Source organism: Frankia sp. CeCAU1, from assembly GCF_977971845.1.
In genome coordinates this window covers 11570-35220 of the sequence record NZ_CDWWXA010000043.1, presented here as the reverse complement: position 1 = coordinate 35220, position 23651 = coordinate 11570, and the positions used below count along the sequence as shown (strand labels likewise).

At 71.4% G+C, this 23651-nt stretch carries 17 protein-coding genes and 1 riboswitch; of the genes, 6 read left to right on the top strand and 11 right to left on the bottom strand.

The window, feature by feature from the left end:
- A partial coding sequence (locus tag AC08OO_RS10305; protein ID WP_476618449.1) for a DNA repair helicase XPB occupies window positions 1-1049 on the top strand: 1049 nt, incomplete at its 5' end.
- 52 nt (window positions 1050-1101) lie between these two features.
- Here AC08OO_RS10305 and AC08OO_RS10300 read toward each other — a convergent pair.
- From AC08OO_RS10300 to thrC, 3 genes are all read right to left on the bottom strand, one after another.
- Entirely contained in the window at window positions 1102-1650 is a 549-nt protein-coding gene (locus AC08OO_RS10300; protein WP_476609232.1) for a Uma2 family endonuclease, read from the bottom strand.
- A 612-nt stretch (window positions 1651-2262) separates the two neighbouring features.
- Window positions 2263-3885, bottom strand: a complete 1623-nt coding sequence (gene groL, locus AC08OO_RS10295) for a chaperonin GroEL (protein WP_011438752.1) — start codon at window positions 3883-3885, stop codon at window positions 2263-2265.
- Window positions 3886-4237: 352 nt separating this feature from the next.
- On the bottom strand, window positions 4238-5515 hold the full coding sequence (thrC, locus tag AC08OO_RS10290) for a threonine synthase (RefSeq protein ID WP_476609219.1): 1278 nt from the start codon (window positions 5513-5515) through the stop codon (window positions 4238-4240).
- A gap of 8 nt (window positions 5516-5523) precedes the next feature.
- Window positions 5524-5640, bottom strand: a riboswitch (SAM riboswitch).
- Between the two features lie 207 nt (window positions 5641-5847).
- Here thrC and AC08OO_RS10285 point away from each other — a divergent pair.
- On the top strand, window positions 5848-6645 hold the full coding sequence (locus AC08OO_RS10285) for an HAD family hydrolase (RefSeq protein WP_476606526.1): 798 nt from the start codon (window positions 5848-5850) through the stop codon (window positions 6643-6645).
- 76 nt (window positions 6646-6721) lie between these two features.
- On the opposite strand, the gene AC08OO_RS10280 is transcribed toward AC08OO_RS10285, so the two are convergent.
- The gene (locus tag AC08OO_RS10280) at window positions 6722-8263 is read right to left on the bottom strand and encodes an alpha,alpha-trehalose-phosphate synthase (UDP-forming) (RefSeq protein WP_476609220.1); all 1542 of its coding nucleotides are present in this window, start codon (window positions 8261-8263) and stop codon (window positions 6722-6724) included.
- Window positions 8264-8437: 174 nt separating this feature from the next.
- Here AC08OO_RS10280 and AC08OO_RS10275 point away from each other — a divergent pair, with 174 nt between their 5' ends.
- Window positions 8438-8599, top strand: coding sequence for a hypothetical protein (locus AC08OO_RS10275; RefSeq protein ID WP_476609221.1), 162 nt, complete (start codon window positions 8438-8440; stop codon window positions 8597-8599).
- A 54-nt stretch (window positions 8600-8653) separates the two neighbouring features.
- Here the strand turns inward: AC08OO_RS10275 and otsB are convergent, their stop codons facing one another.
- From otsB to AC08OO_RS10260, 3 genes are all read right to left on the bottom strand, one after another.
- Entirely contained in the window at window positions 8654-9502 is an 849-nt protein-coding gene (gene otsB / locus AC08OO_RS10270) for a trehalose-phosphatase (protein ID WP_476618448.1), read from the bottom strand.
- 69 nt (window positions 9503-9571) lie between these two features.
- A complete protein-coding gene (locus tag AC08OO_RS10265; protein ID WP_476609223.1) occupies window positions 9572-10237 on the bottom strand; it encodes a LytR C-terminal domain-containing protein in 666 nt (221 codons plus the stop codon).
- A gap of 8 nt (window positions 10238-10245) precedes the next feature.
- Entirely contained in the window at window positions 10246-10584 is a 339-nt protein-coding gene (locus AC08OO_RS10260; RefSeq protein WP_023840660.1) for a DUF3263 domain-containing protein, read from the bottom strand.
- A 305-nt stretch (window positions 10585-10889) separates the two neighbouring features.
- On the opposite strand from AC08OO_RS10260, the gene AC08OO_RS10255 reads away from it, so the two are divergent.
- Window positions 10890-11267, top strand: a complete 378-nt coding sequence (locus AC08OO_RS10255; RefSeq protein WP_476606522.1) for an RNHCP domain-containing protein — start codon at window positions 10890-10892, stop codon at window positions 11265-11267.
- A gap of 20 nt (window positions 11268-11287) precedes the next feature.
- Here the strand turns inward: AC08OO_RS10255 and AC08OO_RS10250 are convergent, their stop codons facing one another.
- Window positions 11288-12544 (bottom strand): Glu/Leu/Phe/Val family dehydrogenase, encoded by a 1257-nt coding sequence (locus AC08OO_RS10250; protein ID WP_476609224.1) that lies wholly within the window; start codon window positions 12542-12544, stop codon window positions 11288-11290.
- Between the two features lie 143 nt (window positions 12545-12687).
- Here AC08OO_RS10250 and AC08OO_RS10245 point away from each other — a divergent pair, with 143 nt between their 5' ends.
- Window positions 12688-14199, top strand: a complete 1512-nt coding sequence (locus AC08OO_RS10245) for a glycosyltransferase 87 family protein (RefSeq protein WP_476618447.1) — start codon at window positions 12688-12690, stop codon at window positions 14197-14199.
- Here the strand turns inward: AC08OO_RS10245 and mptB are convergent.
- Window positions 14147-15835: a polyprenol phosphomannose-dependent alpha 1,6 mannosyltransferase MptB gene (gene mptB, locus AC08OO_RS10240; protein WP_476609226.1), complete on the bottom strand. Its 1689-nt coding sequence runs from the start codon at window positions 15833-15835 to the stop codon at window positions 14147-14149. The two genes, AC08OO_RS10245 and mptB, sit on opposite strands and share 53 nt — an antisense overlap.
- Before the next feature lie 266 nt (window positions 15836-16101).
- Between mptB and AC08OO_RS10235 the strand changes: the two genes are divergently transcribed.
- On the top strand, window positions 16102-17751 hold the full coding sequence (locus AC08OO_RS10235; RefSeq protein WP_476609227.1) for a hypothetical protein: 1650 nt from the start codon (window positions 16102-16104) through the stop codon (window positions 17749-17751).
- 84 nt (window positions 17752-17835) lie between these two features.
- On the opposite strand, the gene AC08OO_RS10230 is transcribed toward AC08OO_RS10235, so the two are convergent.
- Together AC08OO_RS10230 and AC08OO_RS10225 are read right to left on the bottom strand one after the other, a co-directional pair.
- Complete coding sequence (locus AC08OO_RS10230; RefSeq protein WP_476609228.1) at window positions 17836-19194, bottom strand: PP2C family protein-serine/threonine phosphatase; 1359 nt, start codon at window positions 19192-19194, stop codon at window positions 17836-17838.
- A gap of 270 nt (window positions 19195-19464) precedes the next feature.
- The gene (locus AC08OO_RS10225) at window positions 19465-23157 is read right to left on the bottom strand and encodes a hypothetical protein (protein WP_476609229.1); all 3693 of its coding nucleotides are present in this window, start codon (window positions 23155-23157) and stop codon (window positions 19465-19467) included.
- Between the last annotated feature and the right edge of the window lie 494 nt (window positions 23158-23651).

The window sequence follows — 23651 nt, the reverse complement described above, 5'->3', positions numbered from 1 at the left end:
GGTCGGGGGTCGTCGTGCTGCCTGCGGGCGCCGGGAAGACCATCGTCGGTGCCGCGGCCATGGCCCAGGCCGGGGCGACCACGCTGATCCTGGTTACGAACACGGTCGCCGGCCGGCAGTGGCGGCACGAGCTGCTGCGCCGCACCTCGCTGACCGAGGAGGAGATCGGCGAGTACTCCGGGGAGCGCAAGGAGATCCGGCCGGTCACCATCGCCACCTATCAGGTGATGACGGCCCGGCGTAAGGGCGAATACCTGCACCTGGAGTTGTTCGGGGCCCGGGACTGGGGTCTGATCGTCTACGACGAGGTGCATCTGCTCCCGGCGCCGGTCTTCCGGATGACCGCCGATATCCAGTCCCGTCGTCGGCTCGGCCTGACCGCGACCCTCGTCCGGGAGGACGGCCGGGAGGGCGACGTCTTCTCGTTGATCGGGCCGAAGCGGTATGACGCTCCGTGGCGGGAGATCGAGGCACAGGGCTGGATCGCGCCGGCGCAGTGCACCGAGGTGCGCGTCACGCTCACCGAGGACGAGCGGATGGCCTACGCCGTCGCCGAGCCGGAGGAGCGGTACCGGATGTGTGCCACCGCCCGCAGCAAGCGGGCGGTGGTGGAGCGTCTCGTCCGCCAGCACTCCGATGACCGGGTGCTGGTGATCGGCGCGTATCTCGACCAGCTCGACGAGCTCGGGGAACTGTTGGACGCCCCGGTCATCCAGGGTTCCACCCGTAACCGGGAGCGGGAGCGACTGTTCGAGGCGTTCCGGACCGGGGAGATCACCACACTGGTCGTTTCCAAGGTCGCGAATGTCTCCATCGACCTGCCGGAGGCCGGGGTAGCCGTGCAGGTCTCGGGCACGTTCGGTTCCCGCCAGGAGGAGGCCCAGCGGCTCGGTCGGGTGCTGCGGCCCAAGGCCGACGGCCGCACGGCGCACTTCTACACGGTGGTGGCCCGCGACACCCTTGACCAGGAGTACGCGGCGCACCGCCAGCGATTCCTCGCCGAGCAGGGCTACGCCTACACCATCGTCGACGCCGACGACGTCTGCTAGCCCCGCACGGGCCTTCGGCGGGCTTCCCGGGGAAGCGGTCGGCGTCGCGCCATCACTCCGAGTCGGGCGGGTCGATCAGCTCGGCCGGCTGGATCGCCACCGGAAAGGGCTGGGTGGCGGTGAAGGTCTCCTTCCCGCTGACCGTGCGGGTGGCGAGGTACGCGTCGGCGACCAGGCCGTACGCCTCGATGGTGGCGGTGTCCGGGTCGATCAGCCAGCAGGACGGCACGCCGCGTTGCCGGTAGAGATCGAGTTTGAGGGTGCGGTTGTAGCGCCGGGTGCTGGCGTCGGCCACTTCGATGACGAGGGACGGGGTGTCCCGGAACCGACGGCCGGTGCCACCGCTCGCCTCCACCACCACGACGTCCGGCACGAGCAGACTGCGGGGGGACAGCTCCACCCCGATCCCGGCCGGCAGGATATGAGCTCCGGAGGTGGCCGTGTCCGCCAGGATCCGGACCAGGCGCGCCGTGACGCGGGCCCGCAGCGGTGTCGGCCATGGTCGCAGGACGCACAAGCCGTCCAGGAGTTCGAACCGAGCGTCGTCATGCCCGCCCGTGTCGAGATCTTCCACGGTGACCGGGGGAGTGGGAACGGTCATCGAGGGGCGATGGGAGCGCGGCTGTGCGGGGGCCTGAACCACGATGGCTATCGTGCCTGTTGCCGTGGCCGCTGTCTAAAGCTGGCATGCGTTAATTGTCCGTGTCGCGACAAAAGGTCGAAGTCTAACGAAGACGACCTTCGAATTGTTCAAAAGGAGTGATATAAAGCTCTTGTCTCTTGGATTATCCGATGATAATTTGATCGCCGTCGATGGCGGTCGAGAAGAGCGTTCTTGGAAAGATCGTCTTTGGGAGTGCCTTCCGGCGTTCGCTCCGTCCCGAGTGGCGCCCGGCTCCCACGCCAGAGAGCTTGCCCCCGCGGAACCTCCCGTCCGCGGGGGCAAGCCTTTCCCCGCACGGCGCCTCCCCCGCACGGCGCCTTCGGCGCGGTGCGGGGACCTCTGGCATGGGGGTGGAGGCGGGGTTTTCGTCGGCTCGCCTTCGGCGAGCTTCCTGGGGTAGCCGGTCGGGGTCTTCGGCGCGGTGCGGGGACCTCTGGCATGGGGGCCTTCGGCCGTGATGCACGGGCGAACGCACGAGGGCGGCCCCGGGGGAACCGGAGCCGCCCTCGTCCAGATGGTGGTGCAGGGTACAGCGGGTGACGAGCTGGACTAGAAGTCCATGTCGCCGCCGCCGCCCGGGACTGCCGGGGCCGGGTTCTTCTCCGGCTTGTCGGCGATGACGGCCTCGGTGGTGAGGAACAGGCCGGCGATCGACGCGGCGTTCTGCAGGGCGGAGCGGGTGACCTTGGCCGGGTCGATGATGCCGGTGCCGATCAGGTCGACGTACTCGCCGGTGGCCGCGTTCAGGCCGTGGCCGGTCGGCAGGTTGCGGACCTTCTCGACCACGACGCCGCCCTCGAGACCGCTGTTGAAGGCGATCTGCTTGATGGGCGCCTCGAGCGCGAGCCGGACGATGTTGGCGCCGGTCGCCTCGTCGCCGGACAGGTCCAGCTTCTCGAAGGCGGTGATCGACGCCTGGAGCAGCGCGACGCCGCCACCGGCGACGATGCCCTCCTCGACGGCGGCCTTCGCGTTGGACACCGCGTCCTCGATGCGGTGCTTCTTCTCCTTGAGCTCGACCTCGGTGGCCGCGCCGACCTTGATGACGGCGACGCCGCCAGCCAGCTTCGCGAGCCGCTCCTGGAGCTTCTCGCGGTCGTAGTCCGAGTCCGACTTCTCGATCTCGTTGCGGATCTGGCTGACCCGACCGGCGATCTGGTCGGGGTCGCCGGCACCCTCGACGACGGTCGTCTCGTCCTTGGTGACAACGATCTTCCGGGCACGGCCGAGCAGGTCGAGCGAGGTGCTCTCGAGCTTGAGGCCGACGTCCTCGGAGATGACCTGACCACCGGTCAGGATGGCGATGTCGCCCAGGATCGCCTTGCGGCGGTCACCGAAGCCGGGGGCCTTCACCGCGGCGCTCTTGAAGGTGCCGCGGATCTTGTTGACGACCAGGGTGGCCAGCGCCTCGCCCTCGACATCTTCGGCGATGATCGCCAGCGGCTTACCGGTCTGCATGACCTTCTCCAGCAGCGGGAGCAGGTCCTTGACCGCGGAGATCTTGCTGTTGACGATCAGGATGTACGGGTCGTCCAGGACGGCTTCCTGACGGTCCGCGTCCGTGACGAAGTACGGCGAGATGTAGCCCTTGTCGAAGCGCATACCCTCGGTGAGCTCGAGCTCGAGGCCGAAGGTGTTGCTCTCCTCGACGGTGACGACGCCTTCCTTGCCGACCTTGTCGAGCGCCTCGGCGATGAGGCCGCCGATGGCCGAGTCACCCGCGGAGATGGACGCCGTGGAGGCGATCTGCTCCTTGGTCTCGACCTCCTTGGCCTGCTTGGACAGCTCCTCGGAGACGCGCTCGACCGCGACCTCGATGCCCTTCTTCAGCCCGAGGGGGTTGGCGCCGGCGGCCACGTTGCGCAGACCCTCGCGCACCAGGGCCTGGGCCAGGATGGTGGCGGTGGTGGTGCCGTCACCCGCGACGTCGTTGGTCTTCTTCGCGACTTCCTTGACGAGTTCCGCGCCGATCTTCTCGTACGGGTCCTCGAGCTCGATCTCCTTGGCGATGCTTACACCGTCGTTGGTGATCGTGGGGACGCCCCACTTCTTCTCCAGCACGACGTTGCGGCCCTTCGGCCCGAGCGTGACCTTGACCGCATCGGCCAGCTGGTTCATGCCGCGCTCCAGGCCGCGCCGAGCCTCCTCGTCGAAGGCAATGATCTTCGGCATGGTTTCTGGGTCCTCCCAGTGGGATGGCAGGTTCGATGGCCTGGCCCTAACGACGCCCGCGACGGACGGCTCCCGCCTGCTCCGGACCCGGGTGATGCACCTCGGACACAGCGCGGATCGGGCAGCCTCGCCGTTTCAGCCTTGGCACTCCCTAGGCGAGAGTGCCAGGTCTTGTTTAGCACTCGGCCTGGGTGAGTGCAAGCTGGCCATGGTTCCGCGTGCCCGACTCCGATCCCCCTGCGGCACCCCGCCGTCGTCCGCGGCCCTTCCGTTGGTCCGGCGTGGTCCACGAAGTTCGTCGAATGCGCTGTGCCGTGCCGTGCCGTGCCGGCTGTGCCGTGCCGGGCCCGAGTCAGTCGTCGCCGAGGCCGGCGGCCTCGAAGGCGCGCAGCGACGGCTTGATCGTCGCGGTCGGTCCGCCCGTCTCGACGAGGGGGTCGAGCGTCTTCAGCCCATCGCCGGTGTTGTAAAGGACGGTTCCGGCGGCCGGGTCGAGCAGCCCCTCGCGCAGCAGCCTGCGCAGGGTGGCCACGGTGACGCCACCGGCCGTCTCGCCGAAGACGCCCTCGGCGCGGGCGAGCAGCCGGATCCCGTCGATGATCTCCTCGTCGGTCACGTCCGTGATAGCCCCGCCGGTCCGCCGAGCCACGTCGAGGGCGTAGGGGCCGTCGGCCGGGTTGCCGATCGACAGCGACTTGGCGATTGTGGCGGGCCGGACCGGGGCGACCGTCCCGACGCCGCGGGCGAACGCGGCGGCCACCGGGTTGCAGCCGGCCGCCTGCGCACCGAACACCCTGTACGGCGTCGGCTCGACCAGGCCGAGCCGGCCGAGCTCACCGAAGGCCTTGTCGATCTTTGTTAGCAGTGAACCGGAGGCGATCGGCACGACGACCTGCTCGGGCAGCCGCCAGCCGAGCTGCTCGGCGACCTCGTAGCCGAGCGTCTTGGATCCCTCGGCGTAGAAGGGGCGGACGTTGACGTTGACGAACGCCCACTCGTACTCTCCGGCCAGCTCGCTGCACAACCGGTTCACGTCGTCGTAGTTGCCCTGGATGGCGACCAGCGTCCCGCCGTACACCCCGGTGGAGACCGTCTTGCCAGCCTCGAGGTCGTGCGGTACGAGCACCACCGAGCGCAGCCCGGCACCGGCCGCGTGCGCCGCCACCGACTGCGCGAGGTTGCCCGTCGAGGCGCAGGCGACCGTGGTGAAGCCCAGCTCACGGGCGGCGGTGAGCGCCACGGAGACGACCCGGTCCTTGAAGGAGTGGGTGGGGTTGGCGCTGTCGTCCTTGATATAGAGCGTCTTCATCCCCAGCTCCGCGGCGAGCCTCGGGGCCGGGCGCAGCGGCGTCCAGCCGGCCCCGAGGGAGACCCGCCGCGCCGGGTCATGCCCGGCGGGCAGCAGCCCGACGTAACGCCACAGGTTCGCCGGACCACGTTCGATGGACTCTCGGGTCACTCGAGCCAGCAGGTCCGGGTCGTAGGCGATTTCCAGAGGAGCGAAGCATTCCACGCACACATGCGTAGGGGACAGCGGGTAGGTGGCGCCGCAGTGCCGACAGGACAGCGAAACCGCGGGGTTCGCGACCTCGAGGGTGGGACTGGTGGCACGCTCGGGCGCGAGTGTCATGAAGAAGCTCCTCATCTTTCCCGGGGCAGTCTGCCACCAGGCCGGAATTAGCACCTGCCGCGCACGGGATGCGGGTGGTTGCCGGGGCTTCGCTGGGCCGTTCCCTCTGCCCCTCTGGATGAGCCAGATGAAGTTGTCTGTCCGTACTGTAGACCGTGCGCGGGTGGTCGTGCACCGGTGTTGCCTCTGGTTGTGGACATGATATGGGTCGGTCGGAGGTTTCTCGGTGTGGTCCCACCGGTGCGGGCGGGGCCTGCCCGCACCTACCGGCCGCGCATGCCCCCATGCCCGGAGATCGACCCGATCATGCCAGAGCCAGGGAGTCTGTAACAGTGAGTATCCGCGTCGTCTATACCGATCTTGACGGCACGATGGTCGGTCCCAAGGGTTGTTTCTTCCGGGCGGAGGGGGGAGCGATCACGCTGGAGCCGGCTCGCGCGCTCGCCGAGCTGCACGACGCCGGCATTGCGCTGGTTCTGGTCAGCGGGCGTACCCGTCCGCAGCTTCTCGAGGCCGCGGCGATCTTCGGTGCGGACGGGTTCATCGGGGAGCTCGGCGCGATCGTCGGCTGGAACGAGGGGCGCGACAGCGAGATCCTGCGCGGCGCGATGCCGCCCGACTTCGACCAGGTACCGGAGTACCTGCTCGACCGGATGGTCGAGCGCTACCCCGGGCGGCTGGAGCTGCACACCCCCTGGCACTCCGGCCGGGAGGTCGACGTCATGCTTCGCGGGAAGATCGACGTGTCGGAGGTCGACGGCTGGCTCGCCGAGACCGGATTCCCCTGGTTGAGCATGCGTGACAACGGGCTGATCTCGCCGGTCCACATGCCTGATCTTGGGGTGAATCCGCACGTCTACCATCTGGTCCCGGACGGTGTGGGTAAGGGGGACGCGGTCGCCTACGACCTCAAGCGGCGCGGGGTGTCACCGGCCGAGGCGATCGCCATCGGCGATTCCGCCAGCGACCTGGCCATGGCTCCCCATGTCGGGCGGATGCACCTGGTCGCGAACGCGGTGCGGCACCCGGACATCGCCGCCCTGCTGACGCGGTACGACAACGTCACGGTCGAGGCGGGCCCGGTCGGCGCCGGCTGGGCCAGCGCGGTGCGAGCGGCCGCCGCCGTCTGAACGCCGCCGTCTGAACGCCGCCGTCTGAACGCGGTCCGCGCGTCGACGTTCGGCCCCGGCAGGGCAGACCGGACGGTCACCGGTCGGCGGCGAGGGCGTGCAGTTGGTCGGCGAACCAGAGCTGGGGCGGTAGCCGCCCGGCGACGGCGGCCAGCTCCTCGGCGCGCCGACGCCGTTCGGGGGCGGGCATCGTCAGGGCGGCGTGCAGGGCCCGCGCGGTCGCCTGGATGTCGAACGGGTTGACGACCAGCGCCGCCGTGCCCATCTCCGCGCAGGCTCCGGCCTCCCGGGAGAGCACGAGGACGGCATCCCTGGTCGAGACGATCGGCCCCTCCTTGGCGACGAGGTTCATGCCGTCCCGGATCGGGTTGACGACGAGCACCTCCGCGAGCGAGAGGGCCGCGATCGACCGAGGGTGGTCGTCGGTGATCTCCAGCCGCAGCGGCAGCCAGGTGTCCGTGGCAAACTCGTCCTCGATCTCCGCGGCCAGGCGCTGCACCGCGGCGGTGTACTCCCGGTACTCCGGCAGATCGTGCCGTGACGGGTAGGCGCAGACCAGGTGCATCACCTTGCCGCGCCATTCCGGACGGGTGCGCAGCAGCTCCCGGTAGGCGTCGAGACCGCGGACGATGTTCTTGGACAGCTCGGTGCGGTCGACCCGGACGATGAGCCGCCGCCCGCCGGCCAAGTCGACCAGCTCGGCGGCCCGGGCGGCCACGTCGGTGGCGGCGGCCCGGCCACGCAGCTCGTCCGCGCTGACGCCGAGCGGATGCACCCCGATCCGCACCGTTCGGTGCCGCCCGGCTCCCCGTCCCGACCCGGCTCCCCGTCCCGACCCGGCCGTCCCGATGGTCACCGCCCGCCGGTCGATCCGCAGTCCGAGAAGGTCGCGGCAGCATTCCTGGAACGCGTCGGCCCAGGCGTCGGTGAGGAACCCGAGCCGGTCGGCGCCGAGCATGCCGCGCAGGATCTGTTCGCTGACGTCGTCCGGGAGTATCCGGAAGTACTCCGGCGGTGCCCAGGGAGTGTGGCTGAAGTGGGCGATCCGCAGGTCCGCCCGCAGCGCCCGCAGCCGGGCGGCGACCAGGGTCAGGTGGTAGTCCTGGATCAGCACCGAGGCGCCCGGGGCGGCCTCGTGCGCGAGGGCTTGGGCGAACATCTCGTTGTAGGTCTCGTACGCCTGCCAGTCGCGGCGGAACGCCGGGCCGAAGACCGGCTGCGACGCCGGCGCGTAGAGCAGGTGGTGGATGAACCAGAGCGTGCGGTTCGCGACCGCGTTGTAAGCGCGGTCGAAAACGACCTGGTCGACGTCGAGCATCCGGACGGCGGTGCCGTCGGTGTCGTGGCCGGCGAGATCGAGGCGGCCGGCAGGCGCGGAACGCGCCGCCCGGCGATCGGCGTCACTGAGGGCGGCACACACCCACGCCATCGGACCGTCACCGTTGTCGGCCGCCACCCGGCTGAGGCCACTGACGAGGCCGCCGGCGCCCCGCCGGATCCGCAGCCTCCCGTCGTCCCCGACGGCGAACGCCACCGGCCCCCGGTTGGAGGCTACCAGCACCCGCGCGGTGCCGGTCGGCCACAGCCGCGGCAGGGTGTCTTCCTCGGCTCCCGGCATCCGACGCACACTGCGGAGAGTAGGCCATCCGCTCAGCCCTGTACGCTGGTCCATCAAGATCGTATTTTTGGGCGGCGTGAGGCTCACGAATCGGCGACAGATATCTCACGGAAATGCCCCTGGCTCAGGTTTTCCATCCAGAGAAATCACGTACAGTAATGAATCATCGAGTTGGTGGCGCTGACGAACACGCACCGGCGGGTCGTCGGCATTGAGATGCTGGTCGGCCCGAACCGGCCGTACGGCGGTGGCGCCGAGCCCACCCTGACGGCGTGGGTCCGCCTGCGGGAGGACGACCACCCGCCGGACACGAACCGGCTGATGCGGGTGGGATGAGCCCCGGGCGGGCTGAGCGCGCCCTGCGGGGATGAGCGAACAGGGCGCGGGCGGTCAGCCGCTGAGCCGCTCGACCAGCACCTCCAGCAGGGCGACCATCCCGGGGGGCCCGCCCACGACCAGGTCGGCGCGTTCGCGGATCACGTCCGGGACCTCCGGGCTGTCGCTGCACACGGTGATGCCGGGCAGCCCGCCCGCCCGTAGCTCGTCGACGGCCTCGAATGCCGGCAGATCGCCGTAGTCGTCCCCGGCGACCAGCACCGAGCGCGCCTGGCAGGCCGCGATGAGCCTGCGCAGCGCACCGCCCTTGTCGTGCCCGGGCGGACGCAGCTCCAGCACTCGCTTGCCCGGTGCCGCCTCCAGCCCATGGTCTTCGGCGAGGGCCGTCAACGCCGGCGTGAGCGCGGCGAGCGCCGAGTCCGGATCAGCGGTGCGCCGCACGTGTACCACCAGCGCCTGGTGCTTGTCCTCGACGGCGGTGCCGACCGGGGCGTCGCGGAGCAGTTCGGGCAGCGCCGCGCGGACCGCGGCGACACCGGGCAGCGGCTCGGGACTGCTGATCGTGCGGCTGCCCGAGTCCCAGCGTTGCAGTCCGTACTGGCCAAGGATGATCAGGTTTCCGAAGTCAGGGATCTTCTCCAGCCCGGTCAGTTCCAGCAGAGAGTCCACCGGCCGTCCGGTGATGACGGCGAGGGTGCCGATCTCATGGGAGATCCGGCGCAGCGCATCCATCGCCCCCGGCGCCGGGACGGCGTCCGACGGCCGCGGGACGATCGGCGCGAGGGTGCCGTCGTAGTCGAGGGCGATCAGGGCGCGTTCGGGCGCGGTGAGCAGGGCGGCGAGTCCAGCGCCCCCGGCGGGTGTGCGGGGGGCGGGTGGGCTGTTCGGCGCGGATTCGGTCACTGGGCCTTCCTCGGTCACGGGTCGAGGTGGTCGGGCGCCGGTGAGGAGCGCGGCGCGGCGGTCAAGTGATCATTTTTCCGGATGGGCGGGGAAGTCGCGGGTGATCACCAGGATCAGCGTGTCGGTGGAGACGATTCTGGTCTTCGACCGGGGCACAATGCTCTCGATGCCCGGCATCGCCTCCTTCAGGGCGCGGGCGGCGTCGGCGTCGGCGTCGTCGTAGAAGACCGTCGTCACCGGGACGTTGTAGATCGACTGGTAGTTGCCCACCCGCTCGACCCGGAACCCGGCCGACTCGACCTGCTTGGCGGCCACCTCGGCGAGTCCGGCGATCCGCGAGTTGTTCAGGACGACCACCGGGGCTGTGGCCTTTGGTCCCGGCGGGGCCGGCGGCTTCGTCGCGGTGGACGCGGACGGCGCCGGCGTCGGTTTCGGGGACGCCGGCGCCGTCTTCGTGGCCCCCGGGCCGGGGGCCGGGGCCGCCGCGCGGTGCGGCGGCGGGGCCGGAGTGGTCCGGCCGCCGCCGGCTTGGTCCGTGCCCGGCCGCGCCGAGCGCGTCGGGGCCGCGACCTGGGTGGTGGAGCCGTCCGTGTTGGACGAGCCGTTCAGCAGATTGACCACCAGGATGCCCGCGAGTACGGCGAGAACCGCGACGACGCCCGCGCCGAGGGTGTGAAGCCGGTCCGGGCGCCACCGGTGGGGACGCCGCTGCGGTGCGTTCGTGGCATGTGTCATGCGTGGTCTTACCTCTCGGCCCGGTCATGTCGGCCGGATCGGGCCGCCCGGCGTTGCTCCCGCAGCCGGCGCAGCCGGCGGACCAGCATCGGATCGGCTATCAGCGCGGCTTCCGAATCGATCAGCCGGTTCAACAGCTGGTAGTAGCGAGTTGATGACAGTCCGAACTCGACCCGGATCGCCTCCTCCTTGGCTCCCGGGTGACGCCACCAACCCTGCTCGAAGCGCAACATGCGACGATCGCGATCGGACAGTTCGTTCGGCGGGACGTCCGCCCGCGCCGGTTTCTCGGGCGCCGGTTTCTCGGGCGGCAGTCTCTCGGGCGGCAGAGGATGTGCTGCCTCCACAGCGGGACCTCCTCGGGACGCATCCGGGACGATGGGCGCGATGGTGCGCCGACGTACCACGCCCGGTATGGTGCGCCGCCCACTATTTCACCCCGTGGGTCCGACATCCTCGGCGTCTCCGGCGACACACGTCCCGCCCACGGCCCGGCCGCCCGGCGCGGATACGATGAGATGTTCGCGGGAGGCCCCCCGGTTCCGGCCAGCTCCGAGTTCCGGCCAGCTCCGAGCGCCCCGATTGGCTACCGTTGGCGCTGATTGGCTTCCGGGCAGGCGGGGCACGCCGTGTGGTGGCCTACCCTTGGCCGGTGAGCCGGCGCTTCACCCGCACCACCGAGGACTTCGTCTGCCTGGTCTGCGCGACGGCCGTGCGTGGTGACGGGTACACCAACCACTGCCCGTCCTGTCTGTCGTCGCGGCACGTTGACGTCAATCCCGGCGACCGGGCGGCGCGGTGCGGCGCTGTGATGCGGCCGGTCGCGGTGGAGAGCCGTACGCACGATCTGGTCATCACGCACGTCTGCGAGCGGTGCGGGCATCGGCGCCGCAACCGGTCCGCCCCGGCGGACGATCACGACACGCTGCTGGCGGTCGCCGCCGCGGCCGCGCAGGCGGCGACGGCCCCAGGGCTGCCGGCCCCAGGGGCACGACCGCCGCGCCGCCCGGGGCGCGCGCGGCGGTCATGACCGCCGGTCAGGGATGCCGGTCAGGGATACAGACCCCGGGTCCGGTGGGCGTCGGCCACCCGGCCGACCCCGATGACGTGCGCGGCGCTGCGCATGCTGATCTTCTGGGTCGTGGCCAGCAGGGAGACCTCGCGGTACGCGCGGTCCATCAGCGCCCGGAGCCGGTCGCTGACCTCGTCCTCGGACCAGAAATACGCCTGGATGTCCTGCACCCACTCGAAGTACGAGACCGCCACCCCGCCGCCGTTGGCGAGGATGTCCGGCACCACCAGGACGCCCCGGTCGTCCAGGACCTGGTCGGCCTCGGCGGTCACCGGGCCGTTGGCACCCTCGACGATGATCGGCGCGCGGACCCGGTCGACGTTCTCGACCGTGATGACGCCCTCCAACGCCGCGGGGACGAGCACGTCGACGTCGAGCTCCAGGAGCTCGTCGTTGGTGATCGTGTCGGTTCCCGGGTAGCCGACGACCGTCTCCGCGCCGCCGGCGAGATGGCGGATGAGGGCGGCCGGGTTGAGTCCCTGCGGGTTGTAGATCCCGCCCTTCACGTCCGAGACCGCGACCACAGTGCAACCGGCGTCGTGCAGATACTGGGCCGCGAGCGCCCCCACCTTGCCGAAGCCCTGGACCGCGATCGTCATCGCGTGCGGGTCGCGCCCGGTCTCGCGCAGCGCGGCGAACACCGAAAGCTGCACCCCCAGGCTGGTCGCCCCGGCCCGACCGGCGGAACCGCCGATGGACAGCGGCTTGCCGGTTACCACGCCGGTGGTGGTGTACCCGGTGTGCGCCGAGTAGGTATCCATGATCCAGGCCATGGTCTGCTCGTCGGTGCCCACATCCGGTGCCGGGATGTCCTTCTCCGGTCCGATCAACGGGACGAGTTCGGCGGCGTAGCGCCGGGTCAGGCGTTCGCGTTCCGGCAGGGAGAGCATCGCCGGTTCCACCGCGATGCCGCCCTTGGCCCCGCCGTAGGGGATCCCCATCAGCGCGCACTTCCAGGTCATCCACATCGCCAGCGCCTTGACCTCGTCGAGGTCGGTGGTTGGGTGGAAGCGGATCCCTCCCTTGCCCGGGCCACGGGCGAGGTTGTGCTGGACGCGATAGCCGGTCAGCACGGTCAGCTGACCGTCGTCGCGCTGTAGCGGAACGCTGACGGTGATCGCCCGGCGGGGCGTGCGGAGCAGGTCGTGCATACCGTCGTCAAGGCCCAGATGACGAGCCGCGTTCGCCAGTTGAACGCAGGCCGTGTCCCATGCTGAGCCGGATCCGAGGATCACAGGCACCTCCGCGGCGCGTTTCGAGCCACCCTTCGCCGCCGAACGCGCCGCCCGGTCCGCCGGCCACGGCGCGCTCCGTTGCGCGCCGCGGTGGTGACTCGATATGGCGCAAACAATAGGTGACGGGAGATGCCGTCCGTCAGGTGCGCGCAGGGCGCGCCATCGCCCACCAGACACCTGCGGGTACGGTCGCGAGCGTGCGCGCGGACCCGTCGAGCCGCCTCCCGGTGCCGCGGCGCGCCGGGGGGCCGGCTTTGTCCGCACCCGGACGGCCGGCCGCGCTCGCTCGTCCCGGAGCCGGCACCCCCGACCGGTCAGTCCGGCGCCTCTGGGCATGGTGGCTGGTCAGCCGTGCCGTCCTCGTCACTCTGGTGGTGACCGACCAGGCGTTCGGCATGCAGCAGAGCGTGCTCGGCGATCTACACATCTATGCGGAGTGGGGCCGCGGGCTCAGTCGCGGCGAGGGGATGCCCACCGGTGACGACCGTTGGCAGTATCCGCCGGGCGCGGCAGTTGTGTTCGTGTTGCCCGACGTAACTCACGCCTATCTGGGATTGCCCTATCGAGCGGTGTTCATCGGGATGATGGTGGCCGTCGACGCCGTCCTGACCGCCGCGCTGGTGCGTCGCTCGGTCCCGGCGGCGGGGTTCTGGGTGGCCGGTCTCACCGCGTTGGGACCGGTGGCGCTGGCCCGTTTCGATCTGCTGCCGGCCGCGGCGGCGGTCGCGGCCGTGCTCGCGCTCGCCGCGGGCCGGTTCGGCCGGGCGGGATTTCATCTCGCCGCGGGTGCGCTGCTCAAGATCTGGCCGGTCCTGCTGCTGATCGCCCTGTCCCGTCCGCCGCTTCGGTCCCCGGGTCGGTCGGCGTCCACCGGTCCGCCCCCCGGTCCGCCTCCCGGCCGGCCCACCGGTGGATTCCCGGCGCCCTCGCCGGACTGGTTGCGTCTTGCCGCCGGCGTCCTGTGCGCCGTCGGGGGGCTCGCGGCGCTGTTCGCGGTCACCGGGTGGTGGCGGGACGCGTTCGGGTTTCTCGGCGCGCAGCAGGCCCGCGGACTACAGGTGGAGGCGGTGGCCGCGACGCCGTTCGTCGTCGCCCACATGCTCGGCCATGGAACGGCACCCGGCTATTCCTACGGTTCGCTCCAGTTCGACACCCCGCTGGCCCGCGGCGTGGCCACTGCATGCTCGTTGACCGAGATCGTAGTGATCGCCATTTCGGCCCTGTGGTGGTGGGGATGGGCGCGTCCGCCCGCGGCGGCGGACGGCGCGGGCCGGGCCGGTGTGCTCGTGGGGCGCACGCTCGCGCTGCTGCTTGTCGTGGTCGTGACCGCCCGCGTGCTCAGCCCGCAGTACCTTGTGTGGATCATGGCGCTCGTCGCGGTCTGGATCGCGATGGCCCGGCCCGCCGGCTCCGGTGGCCTGACCGTCCCGGCTGGCGGGCCGGCTGCCCCCGTCCCGGCCGGTGGACCGTCGTGGCGGTGGGTGGCGCTGCTGCTGATCTGCGTTGTGCTCTCCCAGGTCGTCTATCCGTGGCGGTACAACGACGTCGTCCAGGGACAGATCATGATGAGCCTGGTCCTGGTGGTCCGCAACGTCGGACTGGTCACCGTCTGCGGGTGGGCGTGGCGTGCCGCCGCCGGATCGCGACCAGCGTGATGACCGTTCCCGCGGCCGCAAGGCCGGCGCAGCCGATGACGGCCAGGGACGTCTCGACGCGCCCGAGCAGCCGCCAGGTCGCGGCGAGCGGCGCGAGGGTCGTCAGGCACAGCCAGGCCGACGTGACGACCACCAGGGCGATGGTCCACCCCCCGAACCCCCCGACGATCCGCTCGACGGCCGCCCCGAGACGCCTCATGCGGCGTGGTTGCATCCCCGGCGTCCTGGGACGGGCCGTTCCAGGGTGGGGCGCCGGCGGGGCTGACCGGGCGAGGGCCACGACGACCGCGAGTGCCGGCAGGCACAGCGCGAGGTACCAGGGGTAGAGCACCGGGCTGCCGAGCGCCACCGCCAGCCCGCCGTAGCCGAGCACGATCAGGTCGTGCCGACGGCCGGTGTACCCGTCCCGGTCCCGCCAGGCGCGCAGGGCGAGCCAGGCCACCACCAGCGCCGCGCCGGCCAGGCACAGGGCCCGAGTCGCCCGCTGCGTTTCGGCGCCGGACGGATGGCGGCCGACCGGACCAAGCATGCCGTCGACCCCGTCGACCGCCGCGGCGAGAATCGAGGCCGGTGCGGCCCCCGTGGTCAGGGTGCCCGACGTGGACAACGCGTGGATCCAGGTCGGGCCGAAGCCGCCAGCCACCATGCTCAGCCCCGCGGCGAGCGCGACCGCGGCGGCATCGGCCGCGAGCAGCACGGCGCCGGCGCGGATCGGACGCCGCGCCGACCGGGCGGCCCGCAGATGCGCCAGCACCAGCCAGGCGACGCCGAGGAGCGCGGTCGCCTTGACGCTTCCGGCCACGCTGACCAGCGCCGTCGCGGCGGCGCCGAGCGCGGCCTGCCGAGCCGTCGGCGTGCTCCTTCCCTCCGGGCCGGACGCCGGTGCCGAGACGAGCCGTCGGCGGTCCACCACCAGCGCCGCCACGAGCAGCGCCGCGGCCATTGCGTCGAGGTGGGCTCCGCCGATCAGGTGCACGACGACGACCGGATTGGCCGCGACGAGCAGCATGACCAGGGCCCGTCGGCCCGGCTCCGGTCCGGCGAGCCGTAGCGTCAGGACGACCATCGCGATCGTTGCGAGGATCGCGACTATCTTGAGCAGCGCGACCGTCCCGGCCGGCCCGCCGCCGAGGGCCGCGGCGCTCTTCTCCACGGCGACCGCGGCACCGCCATAGGGCGCATGGGTGTTCCACCACCGGGGGTCAACGGCCCGGACGAACGCCGAGCCCGAGCCCTCGGCGGTCAGCAGGGCGGAGACGCCGTGTGTCGCCGGATCCAGGCCGAGCCTCGCCAGCTCACCCTGAGCGGCGTAGGCGTAGATGTCCCGGCTGAACAGTGGCGGGCCCACCGCGAACGGGAGGCTCCAGACGATCCACGCCGCGAGGGCGGCCCGCGGGGAGGTGCGGCCGGCGATCGTCGCGCGCACAAGTCCGCCCCAGCACAGACACAGAGTGATGATGCCCAGGGCCGCCAGGCCGGCCAGGACGCCCCTTGCGGTATCCGACGAGGCCGCCGATGGGAGAATGCCCCACCAGGAGGAAGGGTCGGTCGTGTGCGGATCGCGCGAACCGAGCCGACCCTCGCTCATCATGGCCACGACCGCGGCGCCGCCACCGGCGAGGACCAGCAGGGTCACCCTGGTCGGGGCCAGGATGCCGGCCGGTCGGGGCCGGCCGCTGCCCGGTCCGGACGGGACGGGCGCGGCCTGACGCCGCCCGCGGGGCAAGCTGTCGGGTGATGTCCGGTCGGAGACGGCGGATGGACTGTCGTCGGTGTGTGGGGGGGTCGCGGGTGACAACGCTCGCGACCCCGGGTTCCCCGCCTGACGCCATCTCGGGGGGGCGGACGGCGTCGACCGCCCCGGCGACGGGTGGGCCCGGGCACCCCGGGTCGGAGCCTCGCGTGGCCACACTGCCCCAGACCCCTTCCATCGCCCTCGAGCCGCCGCGGCACCGCGGACCGCTCGTGCGGGGTGTTCTCGCTGTCGTCGTGGCGGTTCGCCGCTGGCCCTGGATTCTGACCGCCGCGCTCTGCCTGCTGTGCGTCGGTCTTGGCATCACCGGTCCGGACACCCCCGCCCAGGAGTACCGGGTCTGGCTGTTCCGGCACGGCGGAGTGGTGCTCTGGGATGATCAGTGGTACGGCGGTCACACCATCCCCGGCTACAGTGTGCTGTTCCCCCCGCTCGGTGCGCTTGTCGGGGTACAGCCGCTCGGCGCGATCTCCTGCGTCGCCTCGACGATGATCGTGACCCGGTTGCTCCGCGGTCCTGGCCTGCGGACCGGGCATGATCTGGTCCTCGTCTGGTTCGCGGTCTCGACGGTGGCGAACCTCGTCGTGGGCCGTATGCCGTTCGCGCTCGGGATGACCTTCGGTGCTCTGGCGCTGGTCGGCGCGCGGGAACGGCACACGAAGCTGACCTGGATCGGCGCGGTCCTGTCGTCGCTGGCGTCTCCGTTGGCCGGCGGCTTCGTGCTGCTCGTCGGCCTCGCGTTGCTGCCGACGATCGGATGGCGCCGGGCGCTCCCGTTCGCCGGCGCCGGATCCGGCATCATCGTCGCGCTCGCGTTTCCCGAGGACGGGTACCAGCCCTTTCCCGCGCTCACCTTCCTGTCGCTGCTGACCCTCATCGCGGTCGGCCTGCTCGTCGTGCCCGGGCACGCCCGGCTCATCCGGCCCATCCGGCACGGCCTGTTGCTCTGGGCGGCCGCGGCAGTGGTCTTCTTTTTCGTGCCCACCCAGATCGGCGGAAACATCACCCGACCGGCGACGCTGCTCGCCGGCCCTACCGCGGCGTTGTTGCTCGCCGAACGCCGCCGCGTCCTCGCGGTCGTGGCGATCCCGCTGATCGGCTGGCAGATCGGGCCGGTGCACGGGGCGCTGCTTGTCCACGGCGATCCGTCCGGGTCGAAGGCCTATTACACCGAGCTCCTCGACTACCTCGACCGCGGCGCACCGGTGTCGGCCGGGCGGGTGGAGATCCCCTTCACCCGGGCCCACTGGGAGGCGCGCTTCGTCGCCCCGTCCGTACCCATGGCCCGCGGCTGGCTGCGCCAGCTCGACAGCAAGTACAACGCGCTGTTCTACGACGGCACCCTGAACACCGAGACCTACCACGAGTGGCTGCTCGCCCGCGGCGTCCGCTACGTCGCCCTCCCCGACGTCGAGCTGGATCCCTCCGCGGTCGCCGAGGCCAGGCTGCTGCGAGCCGGTCTGCCTTATCTCGATCTCGCCTGGCAGAACGCGCACTGGAAGGTGTGGCTCGTCACCGACTCCCCGGGCCTGGTGCAGGGACCGGCCTCGCTCACCGAACTGGGGGTGAGTTCGGTCGCGGTCGACTTCCACGCGCCCGGGGTCGCCACGGTGCTCGTGCACTACACCCCCTACTGGCAGCTGTCGGGGGGCACGGCGTGCGTCTTCCGGGCGGCCGGGGGCTGGACGGGCATTCTCACCGAGTCGTCCGGACCGGTGCGCCTGTCCGCCCGGCTGTCCGTCGACGGCCTGACCCGCGCCAGCGCCCTGGACTGCCCGGTCGGTCAGCGCGTCTCCTGACCTCTCGGGGCGGCTGTCGGCGGGTCTCAGCCCGTCTGTCTAGGACGTCCGGACACCGGGCCGGGACCGGATGTCCGGACGAACTCACCGGGCGGCGGGTTCGGACACCAGATCCGCGACGACGATGGTGGTGTCGTCCCGGGCACCGGCCAGCAGGGCCGCTTCGACGAGCGCGTCCGCGGCCCGCTCGGGCGGCTCGGGCCCCAGCGCGCTCAGCAGGCCGTCGAGCTGTTCCGGGCTCATCACCTTGGTGATGCCGTCGCTGGCGAGAACGACCCGGTCACCGGCGCGGACCGGCTCGCTGAAGATGTCCGCCTCGATCTCGTCAGCGAGCCCGACGGCGTTGAGCAACGGACCGTTACGGATCGCGTGCGGCGTGGTCAGTGCCCGCGGCCGTCCCTTGCCGGGCTGCAACCACACCGAGCTGTCACCAACGTGTGCGACGGTGAGGTACTCGCCGGTGCTCTGCTGGCGCCCGAGGATGACGACGTCCAGCGTGCAGGCCATGCCGAGCCAGGCCGGCTCCTCTCGAGCCCGGGTCCGGACCACCCAGTTCGCCCGTTCCACGGCCTTGCGCAGGCCCGCGAGCGGATCCTCGGCGTACTGCGGGCGGAAACCCGCCACCGTGGTGACCGTCAGCGTGGACGCGATCTGGCCGGCAGCCTCGCCACCGACCCCGTCCGACACCGCCAGCAGCCCGTCGACGACGACGAACGCGTCCTCGTTGGGACCGCCGCGTTTGCCCCGGCGGGTGCGCCCCGCGGCGGCGAGTCGCAGCGCGGCGGCCGTCGTCTGCTCCGGCTCGATCGCCATGAGATCGCCTGTCTGCCCCCTCGGGGGAGCGGGCGGAGCCACGGGGACGGTCGTCGCCGTGGGGGAGCTCTCCCACGGCGTGTCCTCAACCGTTCGGGTTGACTCGGCGCCGCGCGGAGCCGGCGCGTGTTCCCCGGGTGGCGGGAGGGGATAGTCGCCGGTCGCCGGGTCGTAGTAGCGGGTGGCATCCGCCCGTTCGTCACCGAAGGCACCGGGCCCGAGGTGCGGCTGACCGGCGGGCGGTGGCGTCCAGCCGGTGGAGTCGGGATCGCGGTCGCCTTCACCGCCGCCGACGGAAACCTGCGAGGTCACATCCCCTCCCCATGCCGCGCCTGCGTCCGGGACGCCGCTCGCGCTGTCCGCTGACCTGTCCGCCGTGTTGCCCGTCGCACCGGTTGCCGAGGAGACCGGCGCCGGCTCGGCGAAGCCGGGCACGATCCCGTCGGGCGGGGTGGCGTCAGAGCTGTCACGGATCGGCACCGTACCGTATCGGTGGCGCTGATGGTCGAGGCCACGAGAGCGTCGCTGGTTCTCCTCGGGCCGGGCGGGCCGGTTGTTGAGGATGACGAAGACCAGCCCACCCACCAGCAGCATCACAATGAGCATGATCGGTACCAGCGGGCTACCCATGGCCTCCGTCCTCGCCGTAGCAATTACGATCACGCTGTAGGACGTGTCGCCAGCCGTCTTCCTTCATACCTAAGGGCATCAACTCAGAAGAGACCGGGTATGTGTCGCGACACTGACACAAGTGCTGAGCATTGTTCCAGACTTGGGCGCGGCCGAGTAGGGCCGACCCCCGGGCGGCCCCGCCGAGAGGCGGGCGCCACGAAGGATGCCTCCGATGAACGGTGACGGCCCGTATCGGGGGGCGCGAGACGGTGATTGTTCGCCGCCGCATCAACGCATCACGGTGAGGAAGATCATCAGGGTCAGGCACAACGTCACGGCGGTCACGGCGACTCTGGTGGTCACGGCGACTCTGGTGGTCATGGCGGTCGTGGCGAGCCACGGGAGCAGGCGGCGGCGCCTGAGCGGTGCGGGTCGGCTGATCGCGGCGATCACCTGGCTCTCGACGAAGCCGGGCAGCTCGCTCGCGGCCCGCAGCCGCGGGTCGTCGGGGAGGTAGAGCGCCACCAGCCGGCGCACGACGCGTTCCAGGTCGGCGGGGAAGGGGCGATCTGCCTCCGATCCCCGCACTGTTCGGCGGAAGTACCTCTCCGCCGCTCTGGCCAACTCCGGACCCGTCAACGGCCCCTCCTCCGGATGGGCGGTTTCCTGGCCCGGGGCACCGTCCCGGCGGATGACCTCGTGCAGATCCCAGGCATCGTCCCAGTTCGGAACATGTCGGACCAACAGCCCGAAGACGCGGGCCGCGTTCGGCTGGCCAAGCTGGCAGGCTCGGAGGAAGGCGATCGCCGGATCGGGACCATCCGGCCAGGTCGGCGGAATGCGGGCGGCGAGCTCCGCACCCAGGACACGTAGATCGTTCTCGAATGCTCCTGGCGCTCCTGGCGCTCCTGGCGCTCCTGGCGGACCGGGTTCGTGGGACGCGCCGGGCAGGTAGAGGCCGGCGATGCGCCGCACGGTCTGCATCAGCGGCCCGTCGCCTCGGCCCGACGCGGCCTCGACCGCGACCAACCGCTCGAAATACGGGCGCGCACCGGCTCCGAGTACCTCCGCCTCATGTGCCCGCGACGCGGGCCGGCCGGGTGGCCCGACCGGGGAGGCCCCCGCGTAGGCGATGTCATCGCGGATGTCCTCGGCGGTATGCCATCCCGGGGCGTAGAGAACGAGCAGCCGGAACGCATCGGCTCCCCGGGCATGGGTTTCGCGCAGCAGACGCACGACTTTCGCCGCGGCCGGCTCCGGGGGCCACCGTGACCCGCCACCCGTCGGCGCGGCGCCTGTCACCACCTCGTCTGCCAGGGCTCTGGCGAATTCGAAACCCTCGGGCAGGCCGAACAGGTCGAAGAGGGCCCGCAGCGTCTGATGGATCAGATCGATGCGGCGCCCGGCCCAGACGGCGGGGTCTACCGCGGCCGCCGGGATCGCGAGCGCGGCGAGCCCCGCGACCAGCCGGGTCAACATCTCTACGACTTCGCGCTGCATCGTCGTCACCGCGCGGTGCACCGCGTCGATGTAGGCGGCGCGGTCGTGGTCGCTCTGGTAGGCGTCCGGGGCCAGCCGTCGGGTGATGGCCTGAGTGACGTCGCTCGCGGCGCGGGCCAGGACATCGGTACGGCGGCCGGGGGGGCGTGGAGAGACCGTTCCGAGAGGAGACCGGGCGGGCTCGCCGCGCTGCGGCAGGGTGCAGTGCAGCAGGCCACGTAGCGCGGCGAGCTCGCGGAGTTCGGTGGGTGACTTGAGCGGATCGACGAGAGGGTCGTACGCCGCGTCGTTGAGGGAGATGCCCAGCGGGACGCCCAACGCGGCGAGCAGCCGGTCGATCGGGTGCAGACGATCGTCCCAGTACGACCACTCCTGCCGATACGCCTCCGCGACGTGTCGGATGACGGCGTTCCCCGCGTCCCGTTCCAGCCGTTTCAGGTGCCGCCGTTCCTCTGAGCCCGGATCGGTTGGCTGCGCGGTGGCCGATTCCGGTGTGGCGGGCGGCGGCGTGGCAGGTCGGGGGACGCGGCGCACGGTGACGGCGAGTCGGGCGGGTCGGGAAGCACCGGTAGGCGACGCCGACAGGTGGTCCGGTCGGGCGGCGCGCAGCGCCTCGACGGTCTCCGTGGCCAGCCGGATCGCGTTGTCGCGCGCGGAGGTCATCCGGTATCCCGAGAAGATCGACTCTAGGGCGACCGCGAGCAGCGGGACTGCCTGGCGCAGTGGCTCGTCCCGGTGCGGTGGCTCGTCCCGGTGCGGTGGCTCGTCGTGAACCTGTGCGGGCGAAGGAAGCCGCAACGCGGCGAGTTCGTCCGCGAGGGCGGAGATTGTTCCTTCGACCTGGCGCTGCTCCTCGGCGACCGCGTTGGAGATCTTGTCGATCATCCGGCCGGGCGGCTCCTCCTCCCGCAGCCGGCCCAGAATGACGCCGACGATCTCCTCGCGCAACCGTTCCCGGGGCCCGGGGTCCGTTGCCCGGGCCGCTGGCACGAGCCCGCCGCCCGGGCCGGCGACGGGGCCGGCCAGCAGCCCCGCGACCCGGCGCAACTGACCGCGCAGTCGCTCCACGCTCGCCAGGTCCGCCGGCAGACCGACCGGTTCGATGAGGGCGGTGAAAAGACGGCGCACGGGGTCCGCGGCCGTGCCCTGTTCGGCGGAGCTCGACCAGTTCGAAGCCCGCAGGCGTTCGTACCGTTCGCGGAGGTGTTCGCGGACGGCGAGCGCTCCGGCGCCTGCCGTCGCTGCCGGTGCCGGATCGCCCGGCGCGGCCGGGGCCGTCGCGTGTCCCAGGCCGACGGCATCGGTCGTGGTCGAGAGGGGTGCCGGATCCGGGGGACCCGACGTACCCGAACCACTCGCGGTATCCGGGGAGCCCGCGCGCGGAGCACCCGCGGTATCCGCGATGGTGGCCAGGTCGCCGCCGGGCGGCGGCGCGGTGGTCCTCTCGACCCCGTTCCCCATCACCCGCCGGCACCAGGCTTCCGGCCGGCTCGGATCGAACATCTCGTCACCGACCAGGGCCAGCAGGTCGCCGATTCCCCGCATCCCACCGCGGCCGTGGAGGTCCACGAGCAGCCGGGCGGCGGCGGTCATGATCGGTGGAGCGTCCGGCCCGACCCGCGGATCCACGTGGATCGCGGCGGGCTCCCCATTACCGGCACACTCTGGTTCGAACGGGACGAACAGGAACCGCGGGCCTGGCTCGTCGGTGTGCCGCGCGCCCGAGGGGGCGGCGCCTGAAGGGACGGTGGTCGCATGCGTGGAGAAGGTCAGCCGGTAGGGCAGAACGCCTTCGAGGATCTCCACCAGGGCCCACATCAGCATGAGCGCCTCATCCGAACCAGTGTTGGCCACCACGAAGGGACGCTCGGCCCGCGACCATGCCAGTACCGTCGCGATGAGCGTGACGAGCCGATCGCGCCGCACTCCCGCGCGCGCCGACTGGCGCAGGGTCCGCTCGCCCGTCCGTCGGCGTGCGGTGAGGTCGCGCAGGTGCAGGGGAGCCAGCCGCGGGATGGTGCGGGAGTTCCCCACCACGACCCCACCCGCCGCGTACAACGCGAGCCCCACCCGTTCGGTCAGATAGTCCGCCCGGCCGATCAGGATGTGGGCACGCAGCCGGGCCCGGCCGTCGCCGCCGTGTTCCGGGATCCGGATCCGGTGCACGAGCGCTGCTTCCGGGATGCGGTGCGGATCCCTCGCCGTGAGATGATCCGGCGCCTCGGGATGATCCGGAGATCGGATGAGGTAGGCGAGCGCCGACGGTGGGTGGGGGACCCGGCTCTCGTCGAGCTCGACCTCGCCGGCGAGAAGCCCGCTCCAGGACCTGGTCACCGTGGAGCCCAGGGAGCTCGCCGTCGGGAGGTAACCTTCGCCGCCCGTCCTGCTTCGGCGCGGCCAGGCATAGATCATCTGGTCGAGCCGCGTTGCCTCCGCCGCCCGGCCGGACCGCGCCATCGACGTCCCCAGGTGATCGATCACGGTAGACACCCGTTCCGCCGGACCCGGCGGCGTCGCTGAACGTGCCAGCCGCGACAAGCGCCGAGGACGACGGATCCGGCGGCGACGCCTTCCCGGGTGTCCTCAAATCCGCTCGCACCTGCCGGTGATACTTTCTTCCGGGGGCCGTAATACCGGGCCGCGTAATGTTGGTCCCGCCCGAAAATCCTGGTCATAGTGGGTGGGCCTGAGGACAGGAGCCCCCTGGCCGCTCGCTGCTTCTCAGCCAATGGTCGCCCCCCAGACGGCGGTCCCTCAGCCGGGCATTGATCGTGCTATCCCGGTGAATTGTGGCGTGCTGGCGGAAAAATATTCCTGGCGCCTGGTGGATGTCCAGAGGAGTCCTGAAAAATCGGCCTTGCGATCGCTGCCGGCCCGTCGGTTGCGATCCTTCCATGGGGTGTGCCGTCGCTCCCGCCCGAGGAAGGATCGGCAACCGGGCCCAGGGTCGTACCCCCGACGAAGTTCTGTAGTGC